General features: G+C 70.8%; 20 protein-coding genes. 7 read left to right on the forward strand and 13 right to left on the reverse strand.

The window, feature by feature from the left end; genetic code table 11:
* Positions 1 to 137: 137 nt before the first annotated feature.
* Positions 138 to 1067 (reverse strand): aldo/keto reductase, encoded by a 930-nt coding sequence (locus F8O03_RS07270; RefSeq protein ID WP_151423285.1) that lies wholly within the window; start codon positions 1065 to 1067, stop codon positions 138 to 140.
* Between the two features lie 18 nt (positions 1068 to 1085).
* Here F8O03_RS07270 and F8O03_RS07275 point away from each other — a divergent pair, with 18 nt between their 5' ends.
* Entirely contained in the window at positions 1086 to 1988 is a 903-nt protein-coding gene (locus F8O03_RS07275) for a LysR family transcriptional regulator (protein WP_151423286.1), read from the forward strand.
* On the opposite strand, the gene F8O03_RS07280 is transcribed toward F8O03_RS07275, so the two are convergent.
* Entirely contained in the window at positions 1966 to 2670 is a 705-nt protein-coding gene (locus F8O03_RS07280; RefSeq protein WP_151423287.1) for a type 1 glutamine amidotransferase domain-containing protein, read from the reverse strand. The two genes, F8O03_RS07275 and F8O03_RS07280, sit on opposite strands and share 23 nt — an antisense overlap.
* Before the next feature lie 197 nt (positions 2671 to 2867).
* On the opposite strand from F8O03_RS07280, the gene F8O03_RS07285 reads away from it, so the two are divergent.
* Positions 2868 to 3308, forward strand: a complete 441-nt coding sequence (locus tag F8O03_RS07285; RefSeq protein ID WP_104252705.1) for a thioredoxin family protein — start codon at positions 2868 to 2870, stop codon at positions 3306 to 3308.
* A 45-nt stretch (positions 3309 to 3353) separates the two neighbouring features.
* Here the strand turns inward: F8O03_RS07285 and F8O03_RS07290 are convergent, their stop codons facing one another.
* Positions 3354 to 4151: a GAP family protein gene (locus tag F8O03_RS07290; protein WP_151423288.1), complete on the reverse strand. Its 798-nt coding sequence runs from the start codon at positions 4149 to 4151 to the stop codon at positions 3354 to 3356.
* Positions 4152 to 4268: 117 nt separating this feature from the next.
* On the opposite strand from F8O03_RS07290, the gene F8O03_RS07295 reads away from it, so the two are divergent.
* Together F8O03_RS07295 and F8O03_RS07300 are read left to right on the forward strand one after the other, a co-directional pair.
* A complete protein-coding gene (locus F8O03_RS07295; protein WP_151423289.1) occupies positions 4269 to 5477 on the forward strand; it encodes a sensor histidine kinase in 1209 nt (402 codons plus the stop codon).
* Positions 5474 to 6226 carry a response regulator gene (locus F8O03_RS07300; RefSeq protein WP_151423290.1) on the forward strand — a complete coding sequence of 251 codons (753 nt, stop codon included), beginning with the start codon at positions 5474 to 5476 and terminating at the stop codon, positions 6224 to 6226. The genes F8O03_RS07295 and F8O03_RS07300 overlap by 4 nt, the downstream gene beginning before the upstream one ends.
* A gap of 22 nt (positions 6227 to 6248) precedes the next feature.
* Here the strand turns inward: F8O03_RS07300 and F8O03_RS07305 are convergent, their stop codons facing one another.
* Positions 6249 to 6815, reverse strand: a complete 567-nt coding sequence (locus F8O03_RS07305; protein ID WP_151423291.1) for a dihydrofolate reductase family protein — start codon at positions 6813 to 6815, stop codon at positions 6249 to 6251.
* A 176-nt stretch (positions 6816 to 6991) separates the two neighbouring features.
* Here F8O03_RS07305 and F8O03_RS07310 point away from each other — a divergent pair, with 176 nt between their 5' ends.
* Positions 6992 to 7984, forward strand: coding sequence for a Gfo/Idh/MocA family protein (locus F8O03_RS07310; protein ID WP_151423626.1), 993 nt, complete (start codon positions 6992 to 6994; stop codon positions 7982 to 7984).
* A 42-nt stretch (positions 7985 to 8026) separates the two neighbouring features.
* Here the strand turns inward: F8O03_RS07310 and F8O03_RS07315 are convergent, their stop codons facing one another.
* Genes F8O03_RS07315 through F8O03_RS07335 form a run of 5 tightly spaced genes read right to left on the reverse strand, consistent with a single transcriptional unit; the run spans position 8027 to position 13964 of the window.
* Positions 8027 to 8374, reverse strand: coding sequence for a VOC family protein (locus F8O03_RS07315; RefSeq protein ID WP_151423292.1), 348 nt, complete (start codon positions 8372 to 8374; stop codon positions 8027 to 8029).
* 33 nt (positions 8375 to 8407) lie between these two features.
* Complete coding sequence (locus F8O03_RS07320; RefSeq protein WP_244296028.1) at positions 8408 to 10186, reverse strand: acetyl/propionyl/methylcrotonyl-CoA carboxylase subunit alpha; 1779 nt, start codon at positions 10184 to 10186, stop codon at positions 8408 to 8410.
* Positions 10183 to 11829, reverse strand: coding sequence for a 5-oxoprolinase subunit B/C family protein (locus F8O03_RS07325; protein WP_151423293.1), 1647 nt, complete (start codon positions 11827 to 11829; stop codon positions 10183 to 10185). Before F8O03_RS07325 ends, F8O03_RS07320 begins: the two co-directional genes overlap by 4 nt.
* A gap of 9 nt (positions 11830 to 11838) precedes the next feature.
* Positions 11839 to 12642 carry a LamB/YcsF family protein gene (locus F8O03_RS07330; RefSeq protein WP_151423294.1) on the reverse strand — a complete coding sequence of 268 codons (804 nt, stop codon included), beginning with the start codon at positions 12640 to 12642 and terminating at the stop codon, positions 11839 to 11841.
* Positions 12643 to 12671: 29 nt separating this feature from the next.
* The gene (locus F8O03_RS07335) at positions 12672 to 13964 is read right to left on the reverse strand and encodes an NRAMP family divalent metal transporter (protein WP_151423295.1); all 1293 of its coding nucleotides are present in this window, start codon (positions 13962 to 13964) and stop codon (positions 12672 to 12674) included.
* A 181-nt stretch (positions 13965 to 14145) separates the two neighbouring features.
* Between F8O03_RS07335 and F8O03_RS07340 the strand changes: the two genes are divergently transcribed.
* Positions 14146 to 14814 carry a GntR family transcriptional regulator gene (locus F8O03_RS07340; RefSeq protein ID WP_151423296.1) on the forward strand — a complete coding sequence of 223 codons (669 nt, stop codon included), beginning with the start codon at positions 14146 to 14148 and terminating at the stop codon, positions 14812 to 14814.
* Between the two features lie 87 nt (positions 14815 to 14901).
* Positions 14902 to 15606, forward strand: a complete 705-nt coding sequence (locus F8O03_RS07345) for a glutamine amidotransferase (RefSeq protein WP_151423297.1) — start codon at positions 14902 to 14904, stop codon at positions 15604 to 15606.
* On the opposite strand, the gene F8O03_RS07350 is transcribed toward F8O03_RS07345, so the two are convergent.
* Genes F8O03_RS07350 through F8O03_RS07365 form a run of 4 tightly spaced genes read right to left on the reverse strand, consistent with a single transcriptional unit; the run spans position 15603 to position 19546 of the window.
* The gene (locus tag F8O03_RS07350; RefSeq protein WP_208851819.1) at positions 15603 to 16505 is read right to left on the reverse strand and encodes an ABC transporter ATP-binding protein; all 903 of its coding nucleotides are present in this window, start codon (positions 16503 to 16505) and stop codon (positions 15603 to 15605) included. The two genes, F8O03_RS07345 and F8O03_RS07350, sit on opposite strands and share 4 nt — an antisense overlap.
* Complete coding sequence (locus F8O03_RS07355) at positions 16498 to 17562, reverse strand: FecCD family ABC transporter permease (protein WP_151423298.1); 1065 nt, start codon at positions 17560 to 17562, stop codon at positions 16498 to 16500. Before F8O03_RS07355 ends, F8O03_RS07350 begins: the two co-directional genes overlap by 8 nt.
* Positions 17559 to 18605: an iron chelate uptake ABC transporter family permease subunit gene (locus F8O03_RS07360; protein ID WP_244296031.1), complete on the reverse strand. Its 1047-nt coding sequence runs from the start codon at positions 18603 to 18605 to the stop codon at positions 17559 to 17561. The genes F8O03_RS07355 and F8O03_RS07360 overlap by 4 nt, the downstream gene beginning before the upstream one ends.
* Positions 18602 to 19546, reverse strand: a complete 945-nt coding sequence (locus F8O03_RS07365; protein WP_151423300.1) for an ABC transporter substrate-binding protein — start codon at positions 19544 to 19546, stop codon at positions 18602 to 18604. Before F8O03_RS07365 ends, F8O03_RS07360 begins: the two co-directional genes overlap by 4 nt.
* Positions 19547 to 19574 lie beyond the last annotated feature (28 nt).

A 19574-nucleotide genomic window follows, 5' to 3' on the forward strand; every position in this document is an offset into this window, starting at 1 on the left:
GCGCTCCCGCGCCGCACCCACCTCGCAAGAGTTGTGGCCCGTTGCTGTTCCCGGAGTCGGGAACAGCAACAGGCCACAACTCTTCGCGCCGTCGGCGGCGTCAGGTGGCCCGGGAGGCCTCGCGCGGGCGGAGCTGGCTACGGCAGCGTGTGGCCGGCCGCCGTGAAGATGCGGTAGTACTCCTCGCGCGTGAGGTGCACGTCGGAGCCAGCCGCCGACTCTGCGACGCGCGATGGGGTCGTCGTGCCGAGCACCACCTGGATGTTCGCGGGGTGTCGGGTGATCCAGGCCGTTGCGATGCCCGTCGGCGTGACGCCGTACTTCTCTGCGAGCGCATCCAGGACGTCGTTGAGGTCCGCGAAGTTCTCGCGGTCGCCGATGAAGACGCCGTCGAAGAACGCCTTCTGGAACGGCGACCAGGCCTGCAGCGTGATGCCGTTCAGGCGCGCGTAGTCGAGCATGCCGTTGTCTCGGTCGATGGACTGGTCGAGGCCCACCATGTTGGCGGCGATACCCGACGCGATGATGGGGGCGTGCGTGACGCTGAGCTGCACCTGGTTGATGATGAGCGGCTGCGCGACGACCGACTTGAGCAGCTCGACCTGCCCGGGCGTGTGGTTGGAGACGCCGAAGTGGCGGACCTTGCCGCGGTTGTGGAGCTCGCTGAAGGCCGTCGCGACCTCGTCGGGCTCGACGAGCGTGTCAGGGCGGTGGAGGAGGAGCACGTCGAGGTACTCCGTGCCGAGAGCCTCCAGCGATTCGTCGACGGTGCGCATGATGTGCTCGGCCGAGAAGTCGAAGTAGCCCTCGCGGATACCGACCTTTGACTGGATGAGCACGTTCTCGCGTTCGGCGGGGGAGAAGCGGATGGCTTCGCCGAAGCGACGCTCGCAAGCGTGGCGTTCGCCGCCGTAGATGTCGGCGTGGTCGATGACGTTGACGCCGGCGTCGAGGGCCGTGCCGACCAGGGTGCGCAGCTGCTCGTCGTCGAGGTCCATGATGCGCATCTGGCCGAGGACGATGCTGGACGCGCGCACGTCGGTCTGCGGGAGTGTGAAGGTCTTCATGCTGGCATCATCTCAACTATGAAGCCGCAGAGTCTGGACCATCTTCGAGCAGTCGTCGCGGTGTATCGGGCTGGTTCGATGTCGGAGGCGGCGCGGTGGCTCGGCCTGTCTCAGCCGACCGTCTCGGCGCACCTTCGCAGCGTGGAGGACCAGCTGGGGATTCGGCTCTTCGATCGGGAGTCCGCCCGTCTCGTGCCGACCGCGGCGGCGCATGAACTGGCCCGAACGGCCGGGGCGCATGTGGATGCCCTCGACGAGCTGCTGTACCCGTCGCTGGCCGACGCCCGTGCGGCCGTGCTTCGGGTCGGGGGCGCCGCCGAGTTCCTCCGCGAGGTCGTCGCGCCGAGCCTGCCAAGGCTGCTCGCGAATGTGGAAGCGTCGGTGAGTCTGCGATTCGGCCTCGCCGAGGAACTCCTGGAGGCGCTCGCGGCCGGCGAGCTCGACGTGGTCGTGAGCGCCGTTCGCCCACATGGGAAGACGATTCGAGCCCTCCACCTGTTCGACGAGGACTTCCTGCTCGTCGGAGCGCCGTCCTGGCGGCCCAGCTCAAGCGGGGATGCGCTCGTCGAGCTCGAGCGCATCCCGCTCATCGCCTACGCGGGGCACCTGCCGATCGTGCGCCGCTATTGGCGGACCGTGTTCGACCGCAGGCCGGACGCCTTGACGGTGGCAGCCATCGTCCCCGATCTGGTCGCGATCCGGTCGTCGCTGCTCGCCGGGGCTGGCATGTCGGTGCTGCCCGGCTACCTTGTCCGGCGCGAACTCGAGCAGGGCACGCTTGCGGTCCTGCACGAGCCCGCTTACGCGCCGCTCAACTCGGTCTACGTCGCGCTGCGCCGCGGTGCGGAAGCCACAGAGCCCGCGGTCGAGCGCTTCGCGGCCGCACTGGTCGAGTTGGTCAAGAGCCGGCCAGTGCGCTGAGGAGCTCGTCGGCGACGGCGTCGCTGGACTGCGGATTCTGTCCGCTGATCAGGTTGCCGTCACGCACCACGAAGCTGCTCCAGGAGGGGCCGTTGGAGAGCACCGCTCCCCGTTCGGCCAGGCGGGTCGCGACGAACCACGGAGTGGCGGCGCCGGTTCCGCCGGTCCGCTCCTCCTCGTCGGTGAACACCGTCAGGTTTCGGCCGGTGAAGACGAACGTCCCGTCCTCGCGGATCGCGCTGAGCAGTCCGGCCGGGCCGTGGCAGAACGGTGCGATGAAGGTGCCCGCCGCATCGGCGTCGGTCAGGAGTCGGCCGAGGTCCTCGTCGTCGGCGAGGTCGGCCATGGGACCGTGGCCGCCCGGCAGGACCAGCGCATCGAAGTCGCTCGCGTCGATGCCGGCCAGCGCCTCCGGATGCGCGAGGGCGTCCGCGATTCCCTCCAGGTAGGAGCTGAGCTCCTCGCTTCGTGTCATGCCGCCGGTGTTGCTCGGCAGGAGGGAGCCCGGATCGACGGGCGCGGCCGCCCCACCTGGCGTCGCGAACCGAATGCTGTGGCCGGCGGACGAGAGGCGCTGGTGCGCGACGACGAGCTCTTCCGCCCAGAAGCCGGTCGGATGACTGCTTCCGTCCGAGAGCTGCAGGCTGTCGGCCGCGGTGACGATCATGAGGATGCGAGACATGGGGTCCTTCTCTGGTTGGGGTTCGCCTGGTCGCTGACGAGTGTGCGCGTTCGCGCCGCGCGACCCGATCAGGATTCTTGGCAGGGGGTATCGACGACCTGATGGGGCCATTGGGTGGCTGGCTCTCGAGCTTGGGTGTCCGCGTCGGGCGCTCGGAATCTCGACCGTTCGACCTCCGGATATGCGAGGCTGTCCGCGTGGACGCATCAGTGGTGTTGCTCGTGATCATGGCGCTTGTGCTCATCGTGGCCGTGGTCGGCTGGGTCGCCAGACGCGGCGTGAGTCGCTTCGACGGCGAAGGGGAGCCGGAGCTCGAGCAGTCCGAGATCGACCTCGAACTGCTGCCGGAGGGCGTGCTCCCCGGTCGCCGCGCGACCATCGTGCTCTTCACCGCCCCGGACAGCCCCGAATGCGCCGTGACGCGGTGGATGCTGCAGGATGTCGCCGCCACCTCGGCGGGGGTTGTGCTCGCCGAAGTGGACACGAGCATCCGCCCGGAGCTCGTGCTGCCGTACGACATCGTCGTCACCCCCACGGTGCTGCTCCTCGACGCCGACGGCAACCGGGTCGGCCGCTTCGACGGGGCGCCGTTGCGAGAGTCGGTGGAGGCGCAGCTCATCGAGCTCAGCGTGCGCTGACCCTCCCGCGGAGGCCTTCGCTGATCCTCCGCATCGTTGGCGGCGTCAGGAGTTGAAGGGCCAGAACTCGAAGCCCGAGGAGTGCGAGAGCGCGTCGCGCAGAAGCAGGAAGCCGACGATGCCGATGATCCAGGCGGTGTTCTCGGCGGCGTTGCGGCTCAGCCAGTCCGAGAGTCGCCGCAGGGTGGGTTCGACGACGCGGCGCGCTGCGACTCGTCCCAGCAGGAGCAGCAGCGCCGGGACGATCATGACGACGCAGTAGGCGGCGAGCAGCGGCGTCGACCCGGAGACGCCGAGTCCCGAGTTCGTGAGCAGGCCGACGGCCGCGAGATAGGGGATCATCGTTGCCAGCTCGATCAGACCAGCCGCGAGGGCGAGCACGATGACGGTCGCCGGGGAGCCACCGCCGAGCGCCCGCTCGCGCCAGCGACCAAGGCGACCGGGAACGGCCGATGCCGGCCCGGACTGCGGGGTCGGGCGTGCGGGAGGAGCGCCGCTCCCGGCAGGGGCGACCTCTGCGGACGCTCGCTGCGGCTCCTTCTTCTTCGTCGGCATGAGGATGGCGACCGCGAGCAGGCCCGCGCCGAGGACCAGCTGCACGGCGTAGGCCGTCGGCGTCTCGAGCACCGCGGCAGTGCTCTCGAGGAACGCGGATGCGCCCGCGGTGAGCGCCAGCCCCACGACGAAGTAGAAGCCGGCGATCGTGCCCAGGTAGGTGAGCATGCGCCCGAGGCGGACGCGGCCGGGCGCGAGCAGGAAGAAGATCGGGATGAGCAGCGTGCCCGCACTCAGGCTGTCGACGAGCGCGAGTCCGAGGAGCGAGAGCAGCAGTTCCGTGGTCATGCAGCAACCATTCCTCGCACGAGTGCGGGGCCGCGTCGCCCGAACGAAGTCCACTCGGGCGACCGGGTACATCGTTCGGGTGACACGGCGCGCGTGGGCGTGTGCTGGGATGGTCGCATGACGGAACCCGGCGGGACGCTCGCAGCGGCGAAGACGCGCATCCGGCACCTCGACGAGGACACGACGTCGACCATTGTCGTCGTGGCGATCGCCGTCGTGCTGGCGCTCTTCGACTCCGCTGAGCAGCTCGGTCCGACGCTCGGCGCGATCGCGATCGGCGCGGCAGCGCTCACGCAGAAGCGAAGGTTTCCGGTGGCCGTGCTCACCGTCTGCGTTGTGCTGGCCACGCTCACACTCGTCGTCGGCGGCGCGCTCGGTGTGGTCGTGCTGGTGCTCGACGCGCTGTATGTCGTGGGGAGGTTCGCCTCGAGGGGCGCGCTCCGCGTCGTGCAGGGGATCGTCAGCGCGGCGGTGCTGGCGGCGTTCGCCCTGCCCCTGCTGCTCGGGGCATCGCTCCGGGAGGCGGTCTTCTTCTGTCTGCAGGCCCTCGCCATCCTCTGCACCCCGCTGTGGTGGGCGAGCTCGGTGCGTCAGAGCGCCGAACTGGCGCGCGTGCAGGAGGCGCGCGCCGACGACGCCGAGCGCCTGCTCGTGCTGGAACGCGAAGAAGCAGTGCGCGCTGAACGCGAGCGCATGGCCCGCGACCTCCACGACGTCGTCGCCGCGAATCTCTCGGCGATCGCGATCACCTCGGAGGCGGCGCTCGCGGGGCCCGAGGTGGCTCCCCGGGAGGCCGACGCGCTGCATGCCGTCCGCGCCTCCGCACTTGAGGGACTCGACGAGATGCGGTCGATGATCCTCATCCTGCGCAGCGGCGAGCCCGGCCTCGGCGGTGAGGTGACGGCGGCGCCGCGCCTCGCCCAGGTGCCCGCCATCGTCGCAGCGGTCGCGGCGGTTGACGCGACCCTCGTCGGGGACGTGCCGAGCGCATCCGCCGCGACCGAGCAGGCGCTGGCGCGAGTCGTGGCAGAGGCGGTCGCGAACGCCGAGCGCCACTCACCGGGTGCCGCGCTCGAGGTGCGCTTCACGGAGGACGCCGACGCTGTCTCGGTCGTCGTCACCTCAACGGGCGGCACGCTCATCGACGGCGCCCCGGGCACCGGGAACGGGCTCGGGCTGATCCGCGAGCGGGCCGAGCGTCTCGGCGGGCGCCTCGAGGCTGGGCCCATCGCGGACGGCCGAGGGTGGCGCGTCAGCGCACGAGTGCCCCGCAACGCCGGGGACGCGGAGCGCGGGGCCGATGCACGCACGGGGAGGGCGCCATGAACGAAGCAGGCGGGCCGGTCGAGGAAGATCGGGCGAGGGAAGCAGACCGAGCCGCCGGGGCAGGCCGGGCAGGCCAGGGAGGCGACGCCGGCGCGGCTCGAGTGCGCGTGCTCATCGCGGACGATCACGCCGCGATCAGGGCGGGCCTGCGGCTGCTGCTCGAGGCCCACGGCTTCGAGGTCGTGGGCGAGGCCGCCGACGGAGCCTCAGCGGTCGGCAACGCGCGGGCGCTCCGACCAGACGTGGTGCTCATGGACGTCCGCATGCCAGGCACCGACGGCATCGAGGCGACGAGGACGATCGTCTCGGACGCGCTGTCTGAGGTGCTCGTGCTGACCACCTTCGACCTCGACGAGTACGTCTTCGGCGCGGTCCGTGCCGGCGCGGCGGGGTTCCTGCTGAAGTCCACGACAGGCGCGGCGCTGCAGGCTGCTGTCGAGGCGGTGGCGAGGGGCGACGGTGCGCTCTCGCCTGAGGTCACGCGGCGCCTCCTCGACCGCTTCGCGGAGACGCGCGACCCGCTGGTCGCCGAGCCACCGGCGGTGGCCGGCATCGAGCACCTCACGAGCCGAGAGCGGGAGGTCCTCGCCGCCCTCGGCGAGGGGCTCTCGAACGTCGGCATCGGTCAGCGGATGCACATCAGCGCGTCGACCGCGAAGACCCACGTCTCCCGTGTGCTCGCGAAGCTCGGCGTCGCGTCGCGCATGGAGGCCGCGGTGCTCGCGAGGCGTGCGGGACTCACGGACTGAGTCCCGCACGCATCCGCTCGCCCTACCGGACGACGTCGAAGACCTGCTTCTGGATGCCGTTCGAGTACACCTCGTGCTCGACGAGATCGAGGTGCTGGGTGGCCTTGTCGGTCTCGCTGAAGAGCCGCCTGCCTCCACCCAGGAGCAGTGGGAAGACCAGCAGGTTGTAACGGTCGACGAGTCCGGCGTCGGCGAGTGCCTGGCCGAGCTCGGCGCTGCCGTGCACGATGATCGGGTCGCCGTCGCCCTCCTTCAGCGCGGCGACGTCGTCAATGGAGCGCAGCACGGTCGCGGGCCACCGCGGGTCGTCAGCCTCGAGCGTCGTCGAGACGACGTAGCGGGGCATCGAGTTGTACTTCGGGAACTCCTCGGTCATGCCGGGCCAGACCGGCGCGAAGGCCTCGTAGCTCTTGCGGCCGAGGAGGAGCGCGCCGGCTTCGAGCTGCTCGGTGCCCTTGATCGTGTACGCGGCCGGGTCGAATTCGATGCCCTGCCAGGTCCACCCGGAATTGCGGTAGCCCTCTTCACCTCCGGGGGCTTCCATGACCCCGTCGGCGGAGACGAAGGCGGTGACGATGAGCTGGCGCATTGGATTCTCCTGACGGCGTGCGATCGATTCGCGCCTGCGCGAACCCGGGGAAATGCTAGATCACTTCCGGCTAGGTCGGAGGCCAGCAGGAGAACGTGGACGACGGCTCTCGCGTGTGGCATCGTGGCTCGAGCTCTGGCGGGTTCGCCGGTCGCGCCGCTAGAGTCTTCCCGGTGATGACCAGGCGCGTTCGGTGGGGAATTCTCGGGGCAGGCAACATCGCGAAGACCTTCGTGGCCGACCTGCTGGCGCAGGGGCTCGAAGTGGCCGCGGTCGGTTCGCGGGATGCCGCGAAGGCGGCTGCGTTCGCCGCCCAGTTCTCCATCCCCGCCTCTCACGGCAGCTATGAGGACCTCGTCGCCGACCCGCACGTGGATGTGGTCTACATCGCGACGCCGCAGACGCTCCACGCGGAGCAGGCGCTGCTCGCGATCGGGGCAGGCAAGCCCGTGCTCGTCGAGAAGTCGTTCACCAGCACGGCCGCTGAGGCGGAGCGCGTCGTCGCGGCCGCCCGTGCCAAGGGCGTCTTCGCGATGGAGGCGATGTGGACCCGCTTCCTGCCGACAGCGGACGCGATCGGCGACGCGCTGGAGCGCGGGGCGATCGGCGAGCTCGTGAGCTTCACGAGCTCGCACTTCCAGAACCTCGACGTGTCTCCGAGGAGCCGGCACGGCGACCCCTCGCTCGGCGGCGGAGTCATGGCCGACCTCGGGGTGTACGGCATCTCGATGGCCTCGCAGCTGCTCGGGCCGGCCACGTCTATCCTCGTCGACGGCGAGGCCTCCGACCTCGGGGTCGACCTCGCTGCCTCCGTGCTGATGCGCCACGGCGCTGGTCGCAGCTCGGCGACGCTCACGCGCATGGACGCACCGGGTTCGAACCGCGCGGCCATCGTCGGGACCGACGGGTGGATCGACATCGATGCGGTCTTCTACGCGTCGACCTCGTTCACGGTCTACGACGGCGGTAGGCCGCAGCGTGAGCTGCTGCGCTTCGACCGACCGCAGCACGTTGGTCGCGGCATGCAGTTCCAGGCGCTCGAGGTGGAGCGCTGCCTGCACGCCGGAGAACTCGAGAGCCCGCGCATGCCGCTCGACGAGTCGGTCGCCATCATGGCGGTGCTCGACGAGGTGCGAGCCAGCATCACCGCGCAGGCGGCATCGCTCTAGCGAGCTCGAGCGATCCCCCCCCGAGAGCTCGACCGGGACGCGCTAGGAGGTCGACCAGACGCCAAGCTCGTTGCCAGCAGGGTCGGTGAAGTGGAAGCGTCGGCCGCCGGGGAACTCGTACGGTCCGCTGACGATCTCCCCACCCGCCGCACGCACCTGGGAGACGCTCGCCTCGAGGTCCTCGGAGTAGAGGAGCACAAGCGCGCCACCTGGCGTGACCTGGGGGTCGAGGCGGAAGCCGCCCACCTCGTCGGTCTCCTCGCCACCCGGTCGACGGATGCCGACGTAGGTGGGGCCGGGGCCATAGTCGTTGAACGTCCACCCGAAGGCGTCGCCGTAGAACTGCTTGGCCACGGCGAGGTCGGTGACGCCGAACTCGAGGTAGTCGATCGAATGGTGGGCGCGGGCGCGGCAGCTCGGAGCTCAGCTCGCCTGGGCGACCTCCGCGAGCACCTCGCCGGCGGCGATCGGGCTGCCAGCCTCGGTGCGGTGGCGGAGGGTGCCGGCATCCTTCACCTGCACGGGCGTCTCCATCTTCATGGCCTCGACCACGGCGACCGCGGTGCCCGCCTCGACCTCAGCGCCGTCATCGACGAGCCAGCGCAGGAGCGTGCCTGCCATGGGGGCCGTGACCGACGAGCCCGACTCGCCGCCAGCATCCGCTGCCCCTGCAGGACCTGCCGTGCTGGCGGGCGACGTCGCGGCAGCCGAGCCACCGGCAGCGAAGAGCGTCGCCGGGAGGCGCAGGGCGACGCGTCGCCCGTCGAGCTCGATCCAGGTCGACACGACGGATGGGTCCGTCGGCTCGACGGAGAGCGACTGCTCTGGGATTCGCTCGGCGAAGGTCGTCTCGATCCACTGCGTGTGCACGCCGAAGCCGGGCGCTCCGTCGGCGCGTTCGCCGCCGATGAAGTCGGGGTCGTCGAGCACGGCGCGGTGGAAGGGCAGCACCGTCGGCACGCCCTCGACCTCGAACTCGGCGAGCGCGCGGCGCGCGCGGCGCAGGGCCTCATCGCGGGTGGCCCCTGTGACGATGAGCTTCGCGAGCATCGAGTCGAACTGGCCCGAGACCACCGAGCCGGTCTCGACGCCGGTGTCGATGCGCACGCCTGGACCAGACGGCGCGCGGAACAGCGTGATGGTGCCTGGCCCTGGCAGGAAGCCGCGCGCCGGGTCCTCCGCGTTGATGCGGAACTCGAATGCGTGCCCGCGCGGCTCGAACTCGGACGCCTCCAGCGCGAGCCCGTCGGCGATGCGCAGCTGCTGCACGACGAGGTCGACGCCTGCGGTCTCCTCGGTGACGGGGTGCTCGACCTGCAGGCGCGTGTTGACCTCGAGGAAGGAGATGACGCCGTTCGCGTCGAGGAGGAACTCGACCGTGCCTGCACTGCGGTAGCCGGCCTCTGCGCAGATGTCGCGGGCCGAGGTGTGGATGCGCTCCCGCTGCTCGGGGGTCAGGAAGGGGGCTGGGGCCTCCTCGACGAGCTTCTGGTTGCGGCGCTGCAGCGAGCAGTCGCGCGTGCCGACGACCACCACGTTGCCGTGCTCGTCGGCGATCACCTGGGCCTCGATGTGTCGAGGGGACTCGAGGAACTGCTCGACGAAGCACTCGCCGCGGCCGAAGGCGGCGACGGCCTCGCGACCTGCTGCAGCGAAGAGCTCCTCGACCTCGTCGAGTCGGCGCGCGACGCGGAGGCCGCGGCCGCCACCGCCGAACGCGGCCTTGATGGCGATGGGGAGGCCGTGCTCCTCGGCGAAGGCGCTCGCCTCCGCGGGGGAGTCGACGGGGCCGCTCGTGCCGGCGACGAGCGGCGCGCCGACCCGCTCGGCGAGGCGGCGGGCGGAGATCTTGTCGCCGAGGAGCTCGATGGCCGCTGGCGGCGGCCCGATCCAGACGAGGCCGGCGGACTCGACGGCGCGCGCGAAGTCGGCGTTCTCCGAGAGGAAGCCGTAGCCGGGGTGCACGGCGTCGGCACCCGTCGCCTTGGCCGCGGCGAGGAGCTTCTCGGCGTCGAGGTAGGTCTCTTTCGAGGTCGCGCCCTCGAGCGGCACGGCCTCGTCGGCGAGGCGCACGTGCAGGGCGTCGGCGTCGGAGTCGGCGTAGACGGCGACGGATGCGACCCCGTAGTCGGCGCAGGCGCGGGCGACGCGCCCCGCGATCTCGCCGCGGTTCGCGATGAGGACCTTGCTGATGCGGGTCATCGGAGTTCTCCTGAGGTCTGGGTGCGTGGAGGGTGGGTGCGTGGTTGGTGGGTGCGCGGGTCGACGATGCGGAAACGCACCGTCGCTCCGACGGGCAGCTGGCCAGCGAGGGGCAGGTCGTCGGTGATGACGGCGCCGAGCACGGGGTAGCCGCCCGTGAGGGGGTGGTCGGCGAGGAAGAGCACGGGCTGCCCGCTCGGCGACATCTGCAGGGCCCCGCTGACGCAGCCCTCGCTTGGCAGCTCGCCGCTCTTGGCGCGGGTGAGGGCGTCGCCCTCGAGGCGCACGCCGACGCGGTTCGACTGCGGTGTCACGCGCCACTCCTGGCTCGTGAAGCGGGTGATCTCCTCGGCGGAGAACCAGTCGTCGCGCGGTCCGAGCACGATGCGCAGCTCGATGCTGTCGCCACCGGCTGCAGGCAGGTCCTGGTGCATCTCGTCGGCGACGGACGTCACCGGGGCGAGGGGGGCCGCGGGGTCGCGGACGCCGAGGACGTCACCGGTCGCGAGCGGGTCGGGGCCGAGTCCGGCGAGCAGGTCGGTCGCGAGGCTCTCCAGCACGGGCTTGGCATCGAATCCACCGCGCACCGCGAGGTAGCTGCGCACGCCGGCGGTGGGCGAGCCGAGCTGCAGTTCGTCACCGTCGTCGAGGGCGAAGGCGGCGCCGAACGGCACGGTGCGCGGGAGGGCGCCGTCGACCGTGACCTCGACCTCGGCACCGGCGATGGCCACGACCTGCGGTCCGTGCGCCCGCAGGCGCAAGCCGCCGTATGCGACTTCCAGCGTCGGTTCGCCCGGGCTGTTGCCGACGAGTCGGTTCGCCTGCCGGTGGGCGGGCGCATCCAGTGCGCCGGAGGCCGAGACGCCCATGCTGGCGTAGCCGTCTCGCCCGAGGTCCTGGAACAGGGTCTGCAGGCCGGGGGAGCGCACTTCGAGGGCGGAAGCGCGGTCGGCGGCTTCGGGTTGCGCCAGCTCGGCCGGCTCTGGTGCGCTCGCGTGTTCAGCGCTCACGGTCGAGCGGGCCCGCTCCGTCGCGGGGTCGACGCTGAAGGTGACGACGTCGCCCGGTGCCATGAAGGCGGCGGGGTCCCGTGCCAGGTCCCACATGGGGACCTCCGTGGTGCCGATGAGCTGCCAGCCGCCGGGGCTCTCGCGCGGGTAGACGCCGCTGTAGGTGCCTGCGAGGGCGACCGAGCCGGCGGGGATGCGGGTGCGCGGTGTCGACCGGCGCGGCACGTCGAGCAGCGGGTCGTCTCCCGTCAGATAGGCGAAGCCGGGCGCGAAGCCCACGAACCCGACCGTGAAGGTCGAGTTCGTGTGGCGACGCACGACTTCGTCGGCGGAGATGCCGAGGAGCTCGGCGACCTCCGCGAGGTCCTCACCGTCGTACCGCGTCGGGATGTCGAGGCGTCGCGGCGTGCCCGCTCGCACGCCGCTGAGGTCGGCCGCGCGGGCGGCGGCTTCGATCTCCTGGGCGGTGACCCGTGCGGGTCGGAACGGGACGAGCAGGGTGCGGGCACCCGGCACCATCTCGCCGACTCCGGGGATGCGCAGGGCGGTCATGGCATCGAAGAGCGCGATCGTCTCGTCGAGGCTGTCGCACTCGATGAGGACCGCGTCGTCGCGGGCGGTGAGGACTCTCATGGGGTGAGCTCAGCTCCTCGCGGTCGTGGACGTGGTGGCCGCGGCCGCCGCCGCGAAGGGGCGCAGCTCCACGCCGGCCTCGGTGAGCGCAAGCCGCACCTGCTTGGCCATGTCGGTGGCTCCCGGACTGTCGCCGTGCACGCAGATCGAGTCGGCGCGAAGTTCGAGCATGCTGCCATCGATGGCCTCGAGAAGGCCATCGGTCGCGAGGCGCACCATGCGCTTCGCGACCTCGTCGACGTCGTGCAGCACGGCACCCGGCTCCCGTCGGGAGACGAGGGTGCCCTGCGGCGTGTACGCGCGGTCGGCGAACGCCTCGATCGCGGTGGGGATGCCCGCCTCGGTCGCGAGTCGGAGCACGGCCGATCCCGGCATGCCGAGGAGCACGAGGGTCGGGTCGACGAGGCGCACGGCCTCGACGACGTCGGCTGCCTGACGCTCGTCGTGCACGATCGTGTTGTAGAGGGCACCGTGCGGCTTCACGTAGCTGACGCTGGTCCCCTCGGCTGCCGCGAGGGCCTGGAGCGCGCCGATCTGGTAGATGACGTCGGCCACGAGGTCGTCGGAGGCGACGTCGATGTTGCGCCGCCCGAAGCCGGCCAGGTCGCGGTAGCCGACGTGGGCGCCGATCGCGACCCCCGCATCCGCCGCCCCCGTGACGGTGGAGCGGATGGCGCGGGGGTCGCCGGCGTGGAAGCCGCAGGCGACGTTGGCGCTCGTGACGATGCCGAGCATCTCCTGGTCGTCGCCGAGGGTCCAGCGGCCGAAGCCCTCGCCGAGGTCGCTGTTGAGGTCGATGGCACGTGCGTTCATGTGGTCAGCCTTTCGCTCGGGGATGCGGATCAGGTGTTGAGGAGGTCGAAGATCGGTCCGACCGCGTTGACCGCCATGTACCAGGTGATGACCGTCGCGAGCGTGCCGATGATGAGCAGCCACTTCGGGTACTTCGCGCCGCCGAGCTTCGACGGGCGGAACCAGCCGATGTACATGAACAGCGTGAGGCCGATGGGCAGGATGAGGCCGTTGAAGCCGCCGACGAACACGAGCAGGGTGGCCGGCGGCGTGCCGATGGAGAGGTAGACGGCGAGCGAGAAGACGATGAAGCCGACGGTCCAGAAGTCGGCGGCGCGGCCGGCGATGCGCTTCGAGAAGACGGGCAGGAACGACACCGACGTGTAGGCGGCGCCGATGATGCTCGTGAGGGCGGCGAGCCAGAAGATGGCGCCGAAGATGCGGAAGCCGGCTTCGCCGGCGGCGGCCTGGAAGGCGTCCGCGGCGGGGTTGAGGGTCGTGTCGAGGACGACGCCGCTTGCGACGACGCCCAGGATCGCGAGGAACAGCACGTAGCGCATGATGCCGGTGATGACGATGCCGGTCACGGCGGCGCGGTTGACCTGCTTGATGTGCTCGGGGCCGGCGTTGCCGGAGTCGAGGAGCTTGTGAGCGCCCGAGTAGACGATGTAGCCGCCGACGGTGCCTCCGACGATCGTCGTGATGGTCGCGAAGTTGATGGTGTCGGGGAGGATCGTCTGGCGGAGGGCGTCGCCGACGGGCGGCTGGGCCACGATGGCGACGATGACCGTGAGCACGATCATCGCGAGGCCCGCGACGATGACGACCCGATCCATCACGATGCCGGCGCGCTTGATGAGGAAGATGGCGATGGCGATGGCGGCGCTGATGACGGCGCCGATCTTCACGTCGAGGCCGAGCAGCACGTTGAGGCCGAGCCCAGCGCCGCCGATGTTCCCGATGTTGAAGACGAGCCCGCCGATGACGATGAGCACGGCGAGGACGTAGCCGCTGCCCGGCAGGGCGTCGTTCGCGAGGTCGCTCGCGCGCTTCCCGGAGAGCGTGATCATGCGCCAGATGTTGAGCTGCACGGCGAGGTCGATGAGCACCGAGATGAGGATGCCGAAGGCGAAGGCGGCACCCAGCTGCTGGGTGAAGGTCGCGGTCTGCGTGATGAAGCCGGGGCCGATGGCCGACGTGGCCATGAGGAAGAGGGCGCCGATGAGCGAGTTGCGGCGCGCCTTCGCGTAGTGCTTGAGCTTCTCGGGGGTGCTCGCCTCGTCGGCGGCGGCGGCAGAGCTGGCGGGGGAGGCCGATGATGCGGGAGGAGGTGTAGAGGACATGACTCGTTCCAGTTCGGTAGGGGAGCAGCGAGTGATTGCGGCAACCCTACGGTTGTTCAACGCTGAGCAACAGATTGTTCAACGATAGACGCGTAAATGTCTTGTTACAAGATGTATCGGGGTTGTTTCCGGAGTCAGATCGACGAGCTCGGGGCCCGAGCTCGCCGGTAGAGTTCGAAGCGTGAACGCAGCCGACGAGACCCTCGACAGGGCCGAACGGGCGGCCTCGAGCCTCCGCCAGATGATCGTCGCGGGCGAGATCGCCCCCGGCCAGCGCCTCTCGGAGAGCGCGATGACGGAGCGGCTCGAGGTCTCGCGCAACACCCTCCGCGAGGCGTTCCGCATGCTCACGGCGGAGCGGCTGCTCACCCGCCGCCCCAATGCCGGCGTCTTCGTCGCCATCCCCTCGCTCGCATCCATCCTCGACATCTACCGGGTGCGACGCATGATCGAGGTGCAGGCCCTGCGCGCGGCCCCCGGCCGACACCCGGCGGGCGCGCGGATGCGCGAGGCCGTCGAACGTGCGCTCGTGGGGCGCGAGGCCGGCGACTGGGCCGCCGTCGGCACCGCCAACATGGAGTTCCACACGGCGATCGTCGGGCTCGCGGACAGCGAGCGGCTCGACCGCGTCTATGCGAACGTCTCCGCCGAGCTGCGTCTCGCGTTCGGGTTCCTCGAGGACCTCGAGTACCTGCACGCCCCGTACATCGAGCTCAACCAGCGTGTGCTCGAGCTCCACACCGCGGGAGATACAGAAGGCGCTGCGCAGGCACTCGACGAGTACCTCGTGCGGTCGGAGCGCACCGTGCTGGCCGCCTACGCGCGCATCGCGCCTGAGCCGACGATCTGATCCGAACATCGCGTCCGACGCTCTGCCGCGCCGAGCGAATCGGTGCATCCAACGTTCCACCCCGAACCGCCCTTGAAGGAGCCCGCCGTGTCGCCCACCGCCCTCGTCGTCCGCCACGTGGTCTTCGAAGACCTCGGCCTGCTCCGTGAGGTGCTCACCGAGCGCGGGTACGGCATCCGCTACCTGGAAGCCGGGCAGGACGAGATCACGGCGGGGGAGCTGCTCGCGGCCGACCTCGTCGTGGTGCTCGGCGGGCCGATCGGGGTGGGGGATGCGGATCGCTACCCGTTCCTCGCGCCGGAGATCGCGGCGATCACCGCGCGAGTCGAGGCCAACCGCCCGACGCTCGGCGTGTGCCTGGGAGCCCAGCTCATGGCGGCGGCCATGGGGGTCGCCGTTGCGCCGACGGGCGGGGTCGAGATCGGCTTCTCGCCGCTGACGCTCACGGAAGCGGGAGCAGGATCGGTGCTCGAAGGGCTGCGCGACGTGCCGGTGCTGCACTGGCACGGCGACCAGTTCGAGATCCCCGCCGGCGCCGACCGGTTGGCGGAGACCCCTGGCTTTCCGAACCAGGCCTTCGCCGCTGGCCCGAACCTGCTCGGTCTCCAGTTCCACCTCGAGGTCGACCCGCAGATGGTCGAGACGTGGCTCATCGCGAACGCCTACGAGCTGGCGATGCACGACCTCGACCCGCGGGAGATCAGGGCGGATGCGCTCGAGCTCGCGCCCCGCCTCACGGACGCCGCGCGCGGCGTCGTCGGCGCCTGGATCGATGAGCTCGAGCGCTCCTAGGCCGGTACGCCGGTCGCATCGGCGCCGCGCACTTCCCGGGAGAACGGCACCCCGCGCGGCACGACGAGTGGGCCACCCGTGACGGGGTCTTCGATGACGACGTTCGGCAGGCCGTAGATCTCCTCGACCCGCGAGCTCGTCACCACCTCGCTCGGCGTTCCCGACGCGAGGATGCGGCCGTCGCGCATCGCGATGATGTGGTCGGCGTAGCGCGCCGCGTGGTTGAGGTCGTGGAGCACGGCCACGATGGTACGGCCGCTGCGGTTGAGGTGCGCGAAGAGCTCCATGAGCTCCACTTGGTGGGCGATGTCGAGGAAGGTCGTCGGCTCGTCGAGGAGGAGGAGGTCGGTCTGCTGCGCGAGGACCATGGCAACCCAGACGCGCTGCCGCTGGCCGCCGGAGAGCTCGTCGACGCGTCGCGCCGCGAGCGGCAGGGTGCCGGTCGCGTCGAGCGCGTCGCGGACGGCGCGCTCGTCGGCTGAGGTCCACTGGCGGAGGAGGCGCTGGTGCGCGAACCGGCCGCGTCCGACGAGGTCGGCGACGGTGATGCCGTCCGGGGCGAGCGCCGACTGCGGCAGGAGGCCGAGGCGTCGCGCGACGTCCTTCGCCGGCATGCTCGTGATCGCCTTGCCGTCGAGCACGACCCGACCGGCTTCGGGGGCGAGGAGCCGCGAGAGGCCACGCAGCAGGGTCGACTTGCCGCACGCGTTCGGGCCGATGATGACGGTGAAGGATCCGTCTGGGATCTCGGCGCTGAGCCCGCTGATGATGGGCGAGCCGTCGTAGCCGAGGGTCACGTCCACGGCTTCGAGGCGTGGCGCGCCCCGAGCCGGGGTGGCGGCGTCGGTCGGTGTGCGCTCGTCTCGGCTACCGGGAGCTGGGGTCTGGTGGCTAGGCACGACGGCGGATCTCCTGAACGATGGTGACGATGAGGTAGAGGCCGCCGACGGACACGGTGACGACGCCCACGGGCAGCGTGACGGGAAGCACGTGCTGTGCGATCAGGTCGGAGCCGAGGAGCAGCAGGGCTCCGACGAGCGCGGAGAGTGGCAGGGAGAGGTACGGCGTCCGCGCGATCCTGCGGGCGATCTGCGGGGCGGCGAGGGCGACGAAGGCGACAGGGCCGATGACGGCGGTGGAGATCGACACGAGGCCGACGGCTGCGAGCAGCACGACGGCGCGCACGAGCTGCGGCCGAGCTCCCGTCGCGGCCGCCACGTCGTCGCCGAGATCGAGCTGGCGCAGCTGGGGAGCCATCAGCAGGAGGAGTGCGAGGAGCGGGACGCCGCAGACGATCGCACCGGCGAGGGGTGGACCCGTCACTCCGTTGAGGGTGCCGGCTCCCCATGCGGAGGCGAACATGGCGGTCTCGAGTTCGACCTCGAGCAGCATCCACGTGTTCACGGACGCGAGCATGGCCGAGATTCCGATGCCGATGACGATGAGGCGGAAGCCCTGCGCGCCGCCCCCGTGCGCGAGCCCCCAGATGAGGAGGGCCGTGACGAGTCCGCCGAGCACGGCGCCCGCGGTCACGAGCGGCCACGAGGCTGAGAAGGCGACGACGCTCACGAGCATCCCGGTGAATGCGCCGTTGGACAGGCCGAGGATGTCTGGACTCGCGAGGGGGTTCCTGGTGACCGTCTGGAAGAGGGCTCCGGCGATCGCGAGGAATCCGCCGAGCACGATGGCCGCCACCACCCTGGCCATGCGCCATTCGTAGACGACCGTGCGGTCGAGCGCATCCCCGCCACCGAGCAGGGCGCGCACGACGGCGTCCGGGGCAAGCGGATACGTGCCGAGGCCGAGGGCGACGATGCCGAGCACGAGAAGAACGGCGGCAGTGAGTGCGCCGACGACGAGGGTCCGCACGCGGAGGGGCACCGCGAGGGGCCCGGCCGTGAGGAGCAGCTGCCGGTAGCCGACGTCGACGCGGTCCGGGATGCGGGTGGTGCTCATGAGAGGGTGCTCGCCTTCCGCTGTCGTGCGAGGGTGATGAGCAGGGGCGCGCCCACGAACGCGGTGACGATGCCGACGGGGATCTCGGCTGGCGCGATGAGGACTCGACCGAGCACATCCGACAGGAGCACGATGACCGGGGCGAGCACGACGGAGATCGTGAGGATCACGCGCTGGTCGACGCCGAACACCCACCTCGCGACGTGCGGCACCATGAGGCCGACAAAGGCGATCGGCCCGGCCAGAGCCGTCGCGGCCCCGGCGAGCACCGTGACGGTGATGATCACGCCCACGCGGATGGCTGCGACGTTCGCTCCTTGCGCGCGCGCGACGTCCTCGCCGAGCGCAAGCGCGTTGAGCCCGGGGGCGAGCAGCAGCGCGCCGATCAGCGCGAGGACGATGAAGGGGAGGACCGGCAGGAGGACGTCGAATCCCCTGCCGAGGAGCGAGCCAGCGTTCCACGAGCGCATCCGGTCGAACGCATCCGGGTTGCTCAGGGTCATGCCCGTTGTCATGCCGGAGAAGACGGCGCCGATGGCGACGCCGGCCAGGGTGAGGCGGATGGGGTCGGCGGGTCCGCGTCCGGCGGAACCGATGAGGGAGACGGCGAGGGTCACGGCGAGCGCGCCGAGGAAGCCGAGCCACACGAACGAGGAGATGTCGCGGAGACCGAAGACGGCGACGCCGATGGCGATCGCGAATGCGGCTCCGGCGTTGACGCCGAGGATGCCGGGGTCCGCGAGCGGGTTGCGGGTGAACGCCTGGATCAGCGCGCCGGCGACGCCGAGGGCGACGCCCACGATGATCCCCGTCGTTGTGCGGGGCACCCGGAGCTCGCCGACGACGTAGCGGGCCTCGGAGGAGCCGCCGCCCCGCAGCACGTCGAGGACGACGTGCGGCGGGAGCGAGTTCGAGCCGACCATGAGGGAGAGCACGACCGAGATCACGAGCAGCACCGCGAGGGCGGCGAGGCCGAGGGATGCTCGGCTTCGCCCGTTCACGCCGAGCGGCCTCGGCGCGTGGTCGGCGTGGGCGAGCGTCACTGCTGCGCTGCGAGGAAGCGCTCGATGTCGTCGAGCACCAGGGCTCCACCCTTGGGGCCGACGCCGGAGACCCAGTAGCTCGTGTCGACGAGGGTGACGGACGGGAACTCGGTGGCGTTCTGGGTGATCGCGGTCGGCACGGTCGACGCGTCCTCGACGTCTGCCGTCGTCACGAAGACGTAGTCGGCCTTGGCCTCGAGGATGTTCTCCGGCGAGATGTCAGCCTGCAGTCCGTCCTCCCACTGCTGCTCGGGAATGGTGAGCCCGGCGCATTCGAGCGCCCCGCCAGCGAACGACGTGGGGCCGTAGAGACTGAGCATCGTCTCGTCGCGCGGCCGGATGAGGTTGGCGGTCTTCCCTGCCGATCCCGTCTGGCTCTTGATCTCCTCGCAGCGGTCGTTGAAGCCGGTGAGGAGTTCCTGGGCCTCGTCCTGCTGTCCCAGCGCCTCGCCGATGAGGAGCACGTTCTCCTGCCACGGGTCGGCCTGCGTGGCCATGAACACGGTCGGCGCGATGGCTCCGAGCTGGTCGTAGAGCTTCGAGTGGCGGGATTCGGTGCCGAGGATGAGGTCGGGCTTCAGAGCGGCGATGGCCTCGAGGTCGGGTTCCGGCACCGTACCGACGGGTTCGACGCCGTCGACGCCGAGGTATTCGGGGATGCCCGCGACGTTGCTGGCGACGGCCGCACCGACCGGGGTCACGCCGAGCGCGACGGCCGTGTCGAGCTCGACGGGCTCGAGGACCACGACGCGCTGCGGGTCGGCGGGGACCGCGGCCGTGCCTCTGGCGTGCTCGACGGAGCGGGTCGCGGATGCTCCGCCCTCGTTGTCCCCGGATGCGGGGGTCTCCGCGGCGCCGGTCGCGCATCCGGCGAGGAGCAGGCCGGTGAGGGTGGCGGAGGCGATGAGGGCCGATGCCCTCCGTGTCGGGGATGAGTGCATGGGAGTCGACTTCCGTGGAGGTGGATGG

Source organism: Pseudoclavibacter terrae, from assembly GCF_008831075.1.
GTDB lineage: Bacteria > Actinomycetota > Actinomycetes > Actinomycetales > Microbacteriaceae > Pseudoclavibacter > Pseudoclavibacter terrae.